Annotated in this window: 10 protein-coding genes; 4 read left to right on the forward strand and 6 right to left on the reverse strand. The window is 62.9% G+C overall.

Annotation, left to right across the window (positions count from 1 at the left end; translation table 11 throughout):
• The first annotated feature begins 48 nt into the window (after positions 1-48).
• Positions 49-1524, forward strand: a complete 1476-nt coding sequence (locus IB265_RS13640; protein ID WP_057248538.1) for an NAD-dependent succinate-semialdehyde dehydrogenase — start codon at positions 49-51, stop codon at positions 1522-1524.
• 31 nt (positions 1525-1555) lie between these two features.
• Here the strand turns inward: IB265_RS13640 and fabI are convergent, their stop codons facing one another.
• The 4 genes from fabI to IB265_RS13660 are packed head-to-tail and all read right to left on the reverse strand — an operon-like array spanning position 1556 to position 6740.
• A complete protein-coding gene (gene fabI, locus IB265_RS13645) occupies positions 1556-2341 on the reverse strand; it encodes an enoyl-ACP reductase FabI (RefSeq protein ID WP_113132646.1) in 786 nt (261 codons plus the stop codon).
• 17 nt (positions 2342-2358) lie between these two features.
• On the reverse strand, positions 2359-3543 hold the full coding sequence (locus IB265_RS13650) for an acetate/propionate family kinase (RefSeq protein WP_057248540.1): 1185 nt from the start codon (positions 3541-3543) through the stop codon (positions 2359-2361).
• A gap of 2 nt (positions 3544-3545) precedes the next feature.
• The gene (locus IB265_RS13655; protein WP_057248541.1) at positions 3546-4502 is read right to left on the reverse strand and encodes a phosphate acetyltransferase; all 957 of its coding nucleotides are present in this window, start codon (positions 4500-4502) and stop codon (positions 3546-3548) included.
• Between the two features lie 18 nt (positions 4503-4520).
• Complete coding sequence (locus tag IB265_RS13660; RefSeq protein ID WP_057248542.1) at positions 4521-6740, reverse strand: DUF3141 domain-containing protein; 2220 nt, start codon at positions 6738-6740, stop codon at positions 4521-4523.
• Positions 6741-7102: 362 nt separating this feature from the next.
• Between IB265_RS13660 and htpG the strand changes: the two genes are divergently transcribed.
• A complete protein-coding gene (gene htpG / locus IB265_RS13665) occupies positions 7103-8992 on the forward strand; it encodes a molecular chaperone HtpG (protein ID WP_057248543.1) in 1890 nt (629 codons plus the stop codon).
• Positions 8993-9178: 186 nt separating this feature from the next.
• Positions 9179-10125 (forward strand): IS630 family transposase gene (locus IB265_RS13670; RefSeq protein WP_113132961.1). Its coding sequence is split into 2 segments (ribosomal slippage): positions 9179-9527 and positions 9527-10125, totalling 948 coding nucleotides; the frame shifts between segments, so codons are not numbered across the junction.
• A gap of 12 nt (positions 10126-10137) precedes the next feature.
• Here IB265_RS13670 and IB265_RS13675 read toward each other — a convergent pair.
• Positions 10138-11322, reverse strand: a complete 1185-nt coding sequence (locus IB265_RS13675; protein ID WP_057249138.1) for a CaiB/BaiF CoA-transferase family protein — start codon at positions 11320-11322, stop codon at positions 10138-10140.
• An 11-nt stretch (positions 11323-11333) separates the two neighbouring features.
• Entirely contained in the window at positions 11334-12521 is a 1188-nt protein-coding gene (locus tag IB265_RS13680) for an acyl-CoA dehydrogenase (protein ID WP_057249139.1), read from the reverse strand.
• A gap of 228 nt (positions 12522-12749) precedes the next feature.
• On the opposite strand from IB265_RS13680, the gene IB265_RS13685 reads away from it, so the two are divergent.
• A complete protein-coding gene (locus IB265_RS13685) occupies positions 12750-13703 on the forward strand; it encodes a LysR family transcriptional regulator (protein WP_057249140.1) in 954 nt (317 codons plus the stop codon).
• Positions 13704-13729: the final 26 nt, after the last annotated feature.

The following is a 13729-nucleotide window of genomic DNA, read 5'->3' on the forward strand; positions in this document are numbered from 1 at the left end:
AGCGGGTCTGCCGCCTCCCGGCGGACCATCGCCGGAGGATGCCCGCCAATGACCTTGACCCCCGCCTTGACCAAGCACCTGCGCGCCGCCGAACTGTTCGCGCCGCTACACACCATTGCACATGCCGCCGCAGGCTGGACCGGCGCAACCTTCGACGTTTTCAACCCCTCGACCGGTGAGCTGCTGGCGACCCTTCCGGAGATGGGGATCGAAGAGGCGCATGGGGCGATCGAAGCCGCGGCAAAGGCGCAGGTTCTCTGGGCGGCAAAACCCGCCAAGGACAGAAGCGCGGTGCTCCGGCGCTGGCATGACCTGATCGTGGAACATGCCGACGATCTCGCCGCGATCCTGACCGCCGAGATGGGCAAGCCGATTGCGGAATCGAAGGGCGAGGTGCTGCACGCCGCGGCCTATGTCGAATGGTACGCGGAAGAGGCGAAGCGCATCTATGGCGAGACCTTCCCGGCACCGGCCAACGACCGCCGCATGCTTGTCATCAAGCAACCGGTTGGTGTCGTCGGCACCATCACGCCGTGGAACTTCCCGGCTTCGATGGTCGCCCGCAAGATCTCGCCGGCCCTTGCCGCCGGCTGCACCATCGTCTTGAAGCCCGCCGAGCAGACCCCGCTCGTTGCCGGCGCCATGTTCGTGCTCGCCGAAAAGGCCGGTTTCCCTACGGGCGTCGTCAACCTGCTCTATGCCTCGGAAGGTGCCGCGATCGGCCGCGAGCTCTGCAGCAACCCGAAGGTGCGCAAGATCAGCTTCACAGGCTCGACCGAGGTCGGGCGGCTTTTGATGCGGCAATGCTCCGACCAGATCAAGAAGGTCAGCCTGGAGCTTGGCGGCAACGCCCCTTTCATCGTCTTCGACGACGCCGACATCGACGAGGCTGTGGACGGCGCCATCCAGGCGAAATTCCGCAATGCCGGCCAGACCTGCGTCTCGGCCAACCGCATCTATGTGCAGTCCGGCGTGCATGACGCCTTTGCCGAGAAATTTGTCAGCCGAGTTGCCGAGCTCACCGTCGGCGACGGCTTCACCCCGGGCATCACCATCGGCCCGATGATCGACAAGCATGCGATCGAGAAGATCGAGGCCCATGTCACCGACGCCGTTTCCAAGGGTGCCAAGGTGCGCGCTGGCGGCCACAGAATCGGCGCGTCAGGCACCTTCTTCGAGCCGACCGTCCTGACCGGCATCTCGACCGACATGCGGGTCGCGCAGGAAGAAACCTTCGGCCCGATCGCTCCGATCATCCGCTTCGAGACGGCCGAGCAGGTGATCGCCGAAGCCAACGACACGATCTATGGGCTTGCCGCCTATTTCTACGCCGAGAACCTGAAGCGGGTCTGGCACGTGGCCGAGGCGCTGGAATACGGCATGGTCGGCATCAACACCGGCCGCATGTCCTCGGAAGCCGCGCCCTTCGGCGGCATTAAGCAATCGGGCATCGGCCGCGAAGGCTCCCGCCACGGCCTCGAAGACTATCTCGAGATGAAATATCTCTGCATGGGCAACATCTGACCCGTGCAGGCACCGGCCGGTCAGCCAGCAGCTAGTCGATGATGTGGTAGCCACCGTCGACATAGAGCACTTGGCCCGTTATCAGCCGGGCGGCGTCATGCGCCAGAAAGGCCGTCGCAACGCCGACATCGTCGATATCGACGAGTTCGCGCGACGGCGACTTGACCTTCGTCTTTTCGAGCAGCGCGTCGAATTCCGGGATACCGGAAGCGGCGCGCGTCGCAAGCGCCCCCGGCGAGATCGCGTGGACGCGGATGCCCTTGGGGCCGAGCTCGGCTGCCAGATAGCGGACCGCACTTTCAAGCGCCGCCTTGGCCACACCCATGATGTTGTAGTTTTCTACCACCACCTGTGAGCCGTGATAGGTCATGGTAAAGAGCGTGCCGCCATTCTTCATCAGCGGCTCGGCCAGATGCGCCATGCGGATGAATGACCAGCAGGAGATGTCCATGGTCTTGAGGAACCCCTCGCGCGGCACGTCGACCACGCGGCCGCCGAGCGTATCCTTCGGCGAAAAGGCGATCGAGTGCACGAGGAAATCGAGCTCCCCCCAGGTCTTGTCGATCTCCTCGAACACGGCTTCCATCTGGCCCGGAACGGCCACGTCGAGCGGCAAGAACAGCGGCGCTTCGATTTCACGCGCCAACGGTTCCACATAGGGCTTTGCCTTGTCGTTCAGATAGGTGACGGCCACTTCCGCCCCGAAGGCGCGAAAGGCGCGGGCGCAGCCCCAGGCGATCGACCGATCGTTGGCAATGCCAACGATCAGACCTTTGCGGCCATCCAGAAGTTTGGCCTTGGCGACAGGAATGGACATGGATTGTCTCCGATGGATCAGGCTGCACGAGTTCGAAGGAGCGCCAGCGTGTGGCGCGCGATCATCAGTTCCTCGTCGGTTGGGATGACGTAGAGCGCGACGCGGCTTGAAGGCGTGGAGATCAGCGTGGCACCCGCCTCGTTCGCGGCCGGATCGAGCTCCGCGCCGAGCCAGGTGAGGTTGTCCGCGATGCGGGCACGGATCTGAGCGGAGTTCTCGCCGACGCCCGCCGTGAAGACGAAAGCGTCGATGCCGCCGAGCGCGGCCGCAAGCATCCCGGCATTGAGCCCGCTGCGATAGAGGAAGTGATCGATCGCGAGTTTGGCATGCGGGTCCTCGCTTGCGAGAAGATCGCGCATATCGTTCGACACACCGGAGAGCCCCTTCAGACCTGCCTCATGATAGAGCAGATCCGAAACGGCCTGGGCACTCATGCCGCGCTGGAGGATCAGGTAAAGCACGACGCCCGGATCGAGCTGGCCAGGCCGCGTTCCCATCGGCAAGCCGTCGAGCGCGGTGAAGCCCATGGTGCTCTCGATGCTGTGGCCGTTGTTGAGGGCGCACATCGAGGCGCCACTGCCGAGATGCGCAACGATGACACGGCCACCCGCCACCTCCGGCGCCACGTCGCGCAGGCGCTCCGAAATGTATTCGTAGGAGAGGCCGTGAAAGCCATAGCGCCGAACGCCTTCGTCATAGAAGCTGCGCGGCATGGCGTAGCAGTTCACCTCTTTCGGGTGGCCGTGATGGAAGGCGGTATCGAAACAGGCGACCTGCGGCACATCCGGATTGATCGCCATGGCCTGGCGGATCGGCGCGAGGTTGTTGGGCTGGTGCAGCGGCGCGAGATCTTGGTAACTCGCCAGACGATCCAGCACTGTCGCGTCGATGAGCACCGGCTCGGCATAGTCGGGCCCGCCATGCACCACCCGGTGGCCAACCGCACGCAGGGTGAAGCCCTGAAGGGTCAACAGCCAGTCCCGCGCCGCCGCGATGGCCGCCGGCAAATCGGAGACGACGTCGGCTTCGTAGTTTCGATCGATCAGCACAGTTCCGTCGGCCGCCTTCGCCTGAAGGCGCGGACGCGTGCCGATGCCCCCGATCTGCCCCTTCACCCGGCGTTCTAGACCGGCATCCGTGATCCCGAAAACCTGAAACTTCAGGCTGGACGATCCGGCGTTGACGACGAGGAGCGCGTCCATGGCTACACCGCCGCGACTTGCGTCGCCCGCCGCCGCGCCGCGTAGAGCGAGGCCACGGCACAGGAGGCAAGACGCGTGCGCACGGAGTCCGCCCGCGACGTCAGCACGATCGGCACGCGGGCGCCAAGGACGATGCCGGCGGCGTCGGCATGGGACAGGAAGGTGAGATTCTTCGCCAGCATATTGCCGGCCTCAAGATCGGGTACCACCAGGATCTGCGCCCGGCCGGCAACGGGAGACTTTATGCCCTTGATATGTGCTGCCTCCGGGTCGATCGCATTGTCGAAGGCAAGCGGGCCTTCGAGCAGGCCGCCGGTGATCTGGCCGCGCTCGGCCATCTTGCAAAGTGCTGCCGCCTCGATCGTCGATGGGATCTTCGTCGTCACGGTCTCGACAGCCGAAAGAATGGCGACGCGCGGCTCGCCAAGACCGATCGTGACCCAAAGATCGATGGCGTTCTGCACGATGTCGCGCTTGGCCTCGAGATCCGGGAAGATGTTGATGGCAGCATCGGTGATGAACAGCGTCTCGGCATGGCCCGGCACATCCATGATGAAGACATGGCTGATCCGCCGATCGGTCCTGAGTCCCGTTGCGGAGGCAGCAACCTCGCGCATCAGCTCGTCCGTATGCAGGCTGCCCTTCATCAGCAGTTCGCCGAGGCCCTCGCGGATCATCGCCACCGCTTTCGCCGCCGCCGCATGGCTGTGCGGCACGTCGACGATCTCGTAGCTACCGAGGTCGAGCCGGTGTTCGGCAGCGACGCTGCGGATCTTCGTTTCCGGGCCGACGAGCACGGGCTTGATCAGTCCCGTCTCGGCCGCCTCAAGTGCGCCACGCAGCGAGGTTTCGTCGCAAGGGTGCGCGACGATGGTGACCGCCGGCGTTTCGTCTCGCGCGGTGGCAATCAGCAGATCGTATTTGGACTGCTCAAGCGGCAGTGCGGTTGCCTCGGACATGTCGAAGCTCCTTCTCGATCAGGATGCGGCACGATTGCGGACGGCCTTGCCAGCATTAATCGCCACCGGAGGCTCGCTGTCCAGCCGGAACATCGCCGCCACCCGTTGCAGCCGCTCGGCCGCAAGACCCGTCAGCGCGCCGGAGGCATCGAGGACCTCGCGAAGAGCAGTGAAGGCGGCGCGACGCTCCTCGATCGCTTCGGGCAGCAGATTTGGAAGCGCCGCAAGGGCAGCATCCTCGTCGATCAGCAGCATGAAATACTGCTCCCGAAGCACTGCTTTGAATGTGGCGAGATCCAGTTGCTTGGCATCCGGGTGAGCGCGTCGAAGTCGCCGAACCGCCTCAAAGCCGCGTTCGTCGGCACCGCCTCGCGCCATGCCGACGAAGATCAGCGCTCGGGCGAGACCTTCGCAAGTGCCACCCTCCGCCATCCTGGCCCTAAGGTCTGCGATCCGCGCGTCAACAAGTTCCTGATGCAGCAGGCTCTTTGCTGCCTTGCGCGGAGCATGGGCGGCATCCACACCGAGTGCCGCCTGAAGAGCCGGGGCGCCGTAAACTGTGTGGAAGGTTTGCTCGGACACGTACTCCGTCATCCGTCGCCAGGCATCCAGGCCGTCCACCACCTGCTGCGACAGCGCCTCCTGCCACGCAATGAACGGATTGTTTAAAGCCGCAGGTTCGCGGTTTTGTCGCACTTGTTCTGCAAGAGCCGCCGTCCAGGCCATGAAGGGATTGTCCGGGCCGAACAGTGCATACTGCAGGCGCAGGGGATGCATGCTGCGCATGGCTTCGGCCACAGGCGGAGTCACCGCCGCCTTCACCGCCGGCTGCAGATAGGTGCGGTAGAGCGCCAGATTGACTTCCGACAGTTTCGCCGCGGCAGCGAAACGCCGCTCATCCTCGATATCGTTGCCGCCAAGCGCACGGATGTCCTCCAACGTCCGCGCCTCACAACGCATCAGCCATTCACCAGAGAGAAGTTCGCGTCCCTCGTCCACACCGGCTGCCGGCGTCAGCACGGCCTCATACAGGCCGGGCGGCAACACGTCGATCAGGTCGATGTTGGACGCGAATTCGTCATGCTCCTTCCGCGCGACCCCGGCGGACACGAAGATGCCGAGATGTCCGACGGTCTCGTGGATGGTATAGACGATCGTTTGGCCGTAGGCGCGGATCTCGTCGACGCTGTCGTAAAGATCGAGGATCCAGTCGAGCGCCTGCTGCGGCGGGGTGATGTTATCCCCTTTCGAGCAGAATACGACGATCGGCGAACGGATGTTGCGCAGATCGATCGCCGTGCCATCGGACGTTCGGATTTCGCCGGCCGCAAGCTTGTTGCCGACGAACAGCTCATCGACGATGAACTGCATTTCCTCGGCATTCAGCGTCACGTGCCCGCCCCACCAGCGCTCGAAGCCGAGGTAGCGGGCGGCCTCCGTGTCGATCTTCGAATAGAGATTGTATTGTTTGGTCCAAAGCGTGTTGGCCGGGTTCTGGTTCTCGAAATTCTGAACCAGCCAGGCGCCGTCGAAGACGCCGGCGCCTAGATCGCCGGTCAGCGCCGTCAGCCAGCTGCCGCCGAGGAGCCCGCCGGAATAGCGCATCGGGTTTTGCCCTTTGACGCCGGCCCAGTAGGAAAGCGGTGCTCCAGCAATGATAATCGGACCAAAGAGTTCCGGCCTGAGCGCAGCAACGATCATCACGGCCCAGCCCGCCTGGCAATTGCCGATCACGCAGGGCTTGCCGTCAGCATCCGGATGGCGAGCGATGACGGTTTCGAGGAACATGGCCTCGGCAAGAGCAATATCCTCGATCGTCTGCCCGGGGACCGGATCAGGAAGGAAGCCGATGAAATAGCAGGGATGGCCGGCCTTCATCGCCACGCCGATCTCGCTGTCTGCCTTGAAACCACCGATGCCAGGCCCGTGACCCGCACGGGGATCGACAACGACGAAGGGGCGCTTCGACGGATCGATCGCGACCCCGTCGGGAGGAACGATGCTCACCAGTGCATAGTTCACCGGCCGCGCGAGTGTGCGTCCGTCGCGGACAAGCTGAGCCTCGAACTCCAGCACGTTCGGAGCGGTCTGCGTCCGGTGCTCCTCATATTGCGCACCGCGCTGCCGCATCACGTCAAGAAAAAGGACCGAGCGCTGCCAGGCATCGAGCGAATAGGAATAGGCATCGGCGAATGTCGGTATTGTCGGTATTGTCGGGATGGTGGAATGCTTGGGCATAATGTCCACTCCTCGGTGCGATTGAAGGCCGGCCCCGCTGCTTGAAGCCTATAGAACAATGCAATTCGTCTCGCATTGACTTTAGTCAAAGAGACGGGTGGCAGAGCCGCGGTATGAACTCGACATAGGTGACCCAAGAACGTCTGCTCAGGTCGCAGGAGCATAACAGTGGAGTGTTACGGCGATTTGTCGTCGTAGCGAACCGTCGCCTTGGACCCCGTGGAAGGAGCATACGTGGGCCAGTTTTCAGCGTTCGTTCGCAGTGCAGCATCATACAGAAATGGGTACCACGCAAGACGACCCTTGAAATTCTGGACGCAGCTTGCCAATTGGGGCGCAAAGCACAAGGAGTTGCCAAGGCGATGAGCGAAACCGAAATGTCCGTAGAGAAACATGTCTTCGAAGCCGATGTGGCGCGATTGCTCCATTTGATGGTGCATTCGGTCTATTCCGACAAGAACGTCTTCCTCCGCGAACTGATTTCGAACGCCGCGGACGCCTGCGAAAAGCTGCGCTACGAAGCGATCGTCTCGCCTGAGCTTCTTGCCGGAGACCCCACCCCGCGCATCACGCTGACGCTCGATGAGGAAAACAGCCGTCTCGTCGTCGACGACAACGGCATCGGCATGAGCCGTGATGAACTGGTCGAAGCGCTCGGCACGATCGCCCGCTCGGGCACGCGGGCCTTCATGGAGCGCATCGAGGCCGCCCAGGGCAAGGAAGGCGCACAGCTTATCGGTCAGTTCGGCGTCGGCTTCTATTCCGCCTTCATGGTCGCCGACAAGGTCGATGTCGTGTCGCGCCGCGCCGGTTCCGAACACGCCTGGCTGTGGTCTTCCGACGGCAAGGGCAGCTACACCGTTGCTGCCGCCGAACTCGCCGATGCCCCCGCGCGCGGCACGCGCATCACGCTCCATCTGATGGAGGATGCTAAGACCTACACCTCGCGCTGGACGGTCGAGCGCATCGTCAAGGATCAGTCCGGCCATGTGCCGGTGCCGATCTCGGTCGTCGAGAAGCCCGGGGCCGAGCCGGTTTCCGTCGGCGACGGCACCGCCCTCTGGACCAAGCAGAAGAGCGAGATCAGCAAGGAAGAGTACACCGACTTCTATCGTGGCGTCGCCGGGCAGTATGACGATCCGGCCCTCACGGTGCATTTCCGCGCCGAAGGCCGTCACGAATATACCGCACTTGCCTTCGTGCCCGGCTCGAAGCCCTTCGACCTCTTCGACCCGGACCGCAAGGGCCGGATGAAGCTCTACGTCAAACGCGTCTTCATCACCGACGAGGCGGAATTGCTGCCGCGCTACCTACGCTTCGTGCGCGGCCTCGTCGACACCTCGGACCTGCCGCTCAACGTCTCGCGCGAAATGATCCAGGAAAGCCCGCTGCTCGCGAGTATCCGCAAGGGTGTCACCAACCGCGTGCTGACAGCAATCGAGAAGCTGGCGGAAAGCGAGCCGGAGACCTTCGACAAAGTTTGGGAAAACTTCGGCAGCGTGCTGAAGGAAGGCATCTACGAGGACTACGAGCGCCGCGAACAACTGATCGCTCTGTCACGCTTCCGTACCACCACCTCGGATGAGGGCCAGCGCAGCCTCGCCGACTACGTCAAGGACATGAAGGAAGGCCAGTCGGCGATCTATTATCTGACGGGCGACAATCTCGGCCAGCTCAAGGCCTCGCCGCAGCTCGAAGGTTTCCGCGCCCGCGGCATCGAAGTGCTGCTCTTGACCGATCCGGTCGATAGCTTCTGGGTGACCTCGGCTCCGGACTTCGACGGCAAGCCGCTGAAGTCGATCACCCAAGGGGCGGCTGATCTCAGCAATATCGCCAAGTCTGAAGGCGACAAGGAAGAAGCGCCGAAGGCCAGCCAGCTGGTCATCGATTTCGTTGCCTTCGCCAAGGAAACACTCGGCGCGGCGGTCTCCGATGTTCGCACGTCCGACCGGCTGACGGAAAGCGCCGTCTGCCTGGTCGCGCCGGAGCACGGTCCCGATCGCCAGCTCGAAAAGATGCTGCAAGGCGCCGGCCGTCTCGACGATGCGGCCAAGCCGATCCTCGAAGTCAACCCGAACCACGCACTGATCGCCGCGATGGCTGCCAGCCCCGCCGGCGATATCGCGTTCCGGACTGACGCCGTACAACTCCTGCTCGACCAGGCGCGCGTGCTCGATGGCGACAAGCCGCAGGATCCGCGCGCTTTTGCCGAACGGCTGTCGCGCGTCTTCAACCGCGCACTCAAGGCCTAAAACGAAAAGCCCCGGAAATCTCCAGGATTTCCGGGGCTTTTTGCTATTTTCTCAGGTGGTGTCTTAACAAGCGCCTTCGGGGCGTCACCTTACGTTAGAGCGTTTCCCTGACTGATTGAATCATTTGGGCTTTGCAAATCAGATGGGTTCTGATTCAAACTTTCTGCCGATGGAGGTCGGCAGATAATGTCGAAAGCCCTTTCCGTTGATCTTCGCGCACGTGTTCTTGCCGCCGTCTCAGCCGGAGCGTCGCACCGGGAGGCTGCCGAGCGCTTTGGCGTCAGTGCGGCCAGCGTGAGCCGGTGGCGAAACCTGCAAGTCCGTCAGGGCCATGTTCGACCGGGTCCGCTGGGTGGAGACCGTCATTCGTACAAAACCGAAGCCAACGCCGACGCGATCATGTCGTGGCTTGAGGAACACCGGGACGGCACCTTGTTCGAACTTCGTGATGCCCTTGCAGCTCAGGGCATCGCCATCAGCAAGTCGGCGCTGCACCGTTTCCTTGTCCGGCACAATCAGACGCGCAAAAAAAGACTGGCCACGCGATAGAGCAAGCACGCCCAGACGTCTTGGAACTCCGTCAGCGGTGGTTCGACGAGCAACTTGATCTTGATCCGTCGCGGCTCGTGTTCATCGACGAAACATGGACCGCGACCAACATGGCCCGCACTCATGGAAGATGCACCAGAGGTGAGCGGCTGCGGATGGGTTTCCCGCATGGCCATCGCAAGACGACGACGCTTGTCGCCGGTCTACGAAACACCGGAATGGTCGCGCCTTTGGTCATCGACGGTCCGATCAATGGCGAGTGGTTCGAGGCCTATGTCGCTCAGGTCCTGGTCCCGACATTGAAACCCGGTGACGTCGTGATCCTCGACAATCTTTCCAGCCACAAACGGCCAGCAGCAAGAGCGTTAATCGAAGCGGCGGGCGCAACGATGGTGTTCCTGCCGCCCTACAGTCCCGACTTCAACCCCATCGAAAAGGCCTTCTCCAAGCTCAAGGCACATCTGAGGAAGGCGGCTGAGCGGACCGTGTCTGGTCTGTGGGACATGATTGGCAAGCTCGTCCATCTCGTCGCGCCAAAAGAATGCAGAAACTACTTCAACTCATGCGGATACGATCCAGCATGAAAGGGAAATGCTCTAGCCCGCCTTCGGGACCTGCATCCCGATCTCTGCCAACACCTCCTCGGTGTGCTCTCCAAGCCGCGGTACGCCGCGGTCCAGCGCAAGCTCGGCCGCCGAAAAGCGGATCGGTGTCCTGACACCCGGCGAGGTGCCGGCGGCAGCGCCCGGATGCGGCGTGTCCACCCGCATCTGCCGATGCTCGATCTGCGGATCGGCGAAAACATCGGCAACGGTATTGATCGGCCCGCCGGGCACGCCGGCATCTTCCAGCAACTTCAAGAGCGTGTCGCGCTCGATTTTCGCGGTTTCGGCTGCCAGTTCAGACGTCAGCATGTCGCGGTTCTGCACCCGCAGCGCGTTGGTCCGATAACGTTCGTCGGTCGCGAGATCGGCGCGGTCGAGCAACGCGCAGAACTTCACGAACTGCCGATCATTGCCGACCGCAACGATCAGATGACCGTCGGAGGTCGGGAAGACCTGATAGGGCGCTATGTTCGGATGCGCATTGCCGAGCCGGCGCGGCGCCTTGCCGGAGACCAGGAAGTTCAGCGCCTGGTTGGCAAGAACGCCGGTCATGCAGTCGAGCAGCGCCATGTCGATCTGCTGCCCCTCGCCGGTGCGCTCGCGCTGGGCAAGCGCCGCCTGGACGGCGATGACGCCATAGAGACCGGTGAAGATATCGGCGAAGGCAACGCCGATCTTCTGCGGCTCGCGATCGGGCTCACCGGTCAGGTCCATGATGCCGCTCATGCCCTGTACGATGTAGTCGTAGCCGGCGCGGTGGGCATAGGGACCGTCCTGGCCAAAGCCCGTGACCGAGCAATAGATCAGCTTCGGATTGATCTTCTTCAGGCTCTCGTAGTCGAGACCATACTTGGTGAGCCCGCCGACCTTGAAGTTTTCGAGCAGGACATCCGACTGGGCGGCAAGGCGGCGCACGGCCTCCTGCCCCTCCTCCGTGGTGAAATCCAGCACCACGGAGCGCTTGCCGCGGTTGCAGGCGTGGAAGTAGGCGGCGTCGAGCGTCTCGCCATCTTCGCCCGCGACGAAGGGCGGGCCCCAGGTGCGGGTGTCGTCGCCGGCCGGGCTTTCCACCTTGATGACGTCGGCACCGAGATCGGCCAGCGTCTGGCCGATCCAGGGGCCCGCGAGAATGCGGGCCAGTTCCAGGACACGAATGCCCTTCAGCGGCGCTTCCATGATCGTGCCGCTCAGAAGAAGGCCTGGAGGCCGGTCTGGGCGCGGCCGAGGATCAGCGCATGGACGTCATGCGTACCCTCGTAGGTGTTGACGGTCTCGAGGTTCACCATGTGGCGCATGACCTGGTATTCCTCGGAGATGCCGTTGCCGCCATGCATGTCGCGGGCCATTCGGGCGATATCGAGCGCCTTGCCGCAATTGTTGCGCTTGACGATGGAGATCATTTCCGGGGCCATGCGGCCCTCGTCCATCAGGCGGCCGACACGCAGCGAGCCCTGCAGGCCGAGCGTGATCTCCGTCTGCATGTCGGCAAGCTTCTTCTGGAAGAGCTGCGTCTGTGCCAGCGGACGGTTGAACTGCTTGCGGTCGAGGCCATACTGGCGCGCGGCATGCCAGCAGAACTCGGCGGCACCGAGCGCACCCCAGGAAATGCCGTAGCGGGCGCGGTTGAGGCAGCCGAACGGACCCTTCAGGCCCTCGACGTTTGGCAGAAGCGCGTCTTCGCCGACCTCGACATTGTCCATGACGATTTCGCCGGTGATCGAGGCCCGCAGCGACAGCTTGCCGGCAATCTTCGGCGCCGAAAGACCCTTCATGCCCTTTTCGAGCACGAAGCCGCGGATAGCGCCGCCATGGGCTTCCGACTTCGCCCAGACGACGAAAACATCGGCGAGCGGCGCGTTGGAGATCCACATCTTCGAGCCGACGAGGCGGTAGCCGCTCTCGGTCTTGATGGCGCGGGTCTTCATGCCGGCCGGGTCCGAGCCGGCATCCGGCTCGGTCAGGCCGAAGCAGCCGATCCACTCGCCGCTGATGAGCTTCGGGAGATACTTCTGCTTCTGCTCTTCAGAGCCATAGGCATAGATCGGGTAGATCACCAGCGAAGACTGCACGCTCATCATCGAGCGGTAGCCGCTGTCGACGCGCTCGACTTCGCGGGCGACAAGGCCGTAGGCGACGTAAGAAGCGCCGACGCCGCCATAGGTATCGGAGACCGTCACGCCGAGCAGGCCGAGCTCGCCCATCTCGCGGAAGATCTCCGGATCGGTCGATTCTTCGCGATAGGCGTCAATGACGCGCGGCTGCAGCCGGTCTTGCGCATAGGCCCGCGCGGTGTCGCGGATCATACGTTCGTCCTCGGTCAACTGATCTTCGAGGAGGAACGGATCATCCCATTGAAATTGCGTCTTGCCGGCCATGTTTCTCTCCCATCGGATTATTCGGCTCATGTTATCGCAAGGGGTGCATGCCGTTTCAAACGAAATTGAGGCACCGCCTCATGCGTTCAGGGAATGGCCCCGCGTCCGACCGGGAGCACCCCGTGTTGCAAAATCGCTGAAATATGACGACAAGAACTCAAGTCCTTCGGGCCACCACCGTGGAGCGAATGGCCAGTGCAACGCCAGAGATCAAAGCAAGCCACGACCATGGCCAATGACCGCCTCGAACGCTTCGCCCACAATCTCGACTGGAATCTGCTGCGCACCTTCGTCGTGCTGGTCGAGGAAGGCAGCATCACGGCCGCCGCAAACCGTCTGCTCCTGCAGCAGCCGGCTGTCAGCATGGCGTTGAAGCGATTGGAGCAGACCGTTGGCCAGAAGCTCATCGACCGCCGCCCCGGGCGCTTCAACCTGACGGATGCCGGCGCCCGCCTGCATGCCCAATGCCGCGATATCTTCGCCGCCGTGATCCGGCTGCCGAACGTTCTGGAGATTGCCGGCGAAGAGATCACCGGCCACCTCAACATCCACTCCGTCAGCCACGCCCACAACCCTGCCTGGGACCGCAAGCTCGAAAGTTTCTTCCGTCTGCACCCAAAGGTGACGCTATCGGTCACCGTCGCGACGACGGTGGACGTTCTAAGCGCCGTCGAGCGAAACGTCGCGACCATCGGCCTTTGCGACGGCAACATACCCGACTGGCTCAACAAACGCTTCCATGTACGCGAACGCTACGCGCTCTACTGCGGCCGCGATCATCCGCTGTTCGGCGTTCAAGGCGTCGACTTCAACGATCTCAGGGGCAATCCCTATATCGCCTTCATCGCCGACGTGCTTGGCGGGCAGCACATGAACTCGGTGACCGCGGTGCGTGCCGTCGGGTCTTTCGGCCAGCAGGTCCGCGCCGTCTCCTGCAATGTCGAAGAGGTGATGCGGCTGATCGCCTCCAATGTCGGCATCGGCATGCTGCCCGACCACCTGGCGGCGCCAGCCGTTGCAGAGGGCGAACTCTGGCAGTTGCCGCCCTACACCGACCTGCCGACGACCGACGTCTTTCGCATTTCCAACCCGAACGCGATCCTCAATCCGGCGGAAGCTGCTTTTCTTTCCCATGTCGCCGATACCGAGCCCCTCGACCACTGTCTCGACGAGATAGCCTGACCATCATCAGAATTGATAGCCACCTT

Origin of the sequence: Ensifer sp. ENS10 (genome assembly GCF_014852025.1) — a bacterium.
Taxonomy (GTDB): domain Bacteria; phylum Pseudomonadota; class Alphaproteobacteria; order Rhizobiales; family Rhizobiaceae; genus Ensifer.

Excerpts from the sequence above, each read along its gene's own strand:
- IB265_RS13640 (WP_057248538.1), top strand. The coding sequence starts at position 49 with ATGACCTTGACCCCCGCCTTGACCAAGCACCTGCGCGCCGCCGAACTG.
- fabI (WP_113132646.1), bottom strand. The coding sequence starts at position 2,341 with ATGTCCATTCCTGTCGCCAAGGCCAAACTTCTGGATGGCCGCAAAGGT.
- IB265_RS13650 (WP_057248540.1), bottom strand. The coding sequence starts at position 3,543 with ATGGACGCGCTCCTCGTCGTCAACGCCGGATCGTCCAGCCTGAAGTTT.
- IB265_RS13655 (WP_057248541.1), bottom strand. The coding sequence starts at position 4,502 with ATGTCCGAGGCAACCGCACTGCCGCTTGAGCAGTCCAAATACGATCTG.
- IB265_RS13660 (WP_057248542.1), bottom strand. The coding sequence starts at position 6,740 with ATGCCCAAGCATTCCACCATCCCGACAATACCGACAATACCGACATTC.
- htpG (WP_057248543.1), top strand. The coding sequence starts at position 7,103 with ATGAGCGAAACCGAAATGTCCGTAGAGAAACATGTCTTCGAAGCCGAT.
- IB265_RS13675 (WP_057249138.1), bottom strand. The coding sequence starts at position 11,322 with ATGGAAGCGCCGCTGAAGGGCATTCGTGTCCTGGAACTGGCCCGCATT.
- IB265_RS13680 (WP_057249139.1), bottom strand. The coding sequence starts at position 12,521 with ATGGCCGGCAAGACGCAATTTCAATGGGATGATCCGTTCCTCCTCGAA.
- IB265_RS13685 (WP_057249140.1), top strand. The coding sequence starts at position 12,750 with ATGGCCAATGACCGCCTCGAACGCTTCGCCCACAATCTCGACTGGAAT.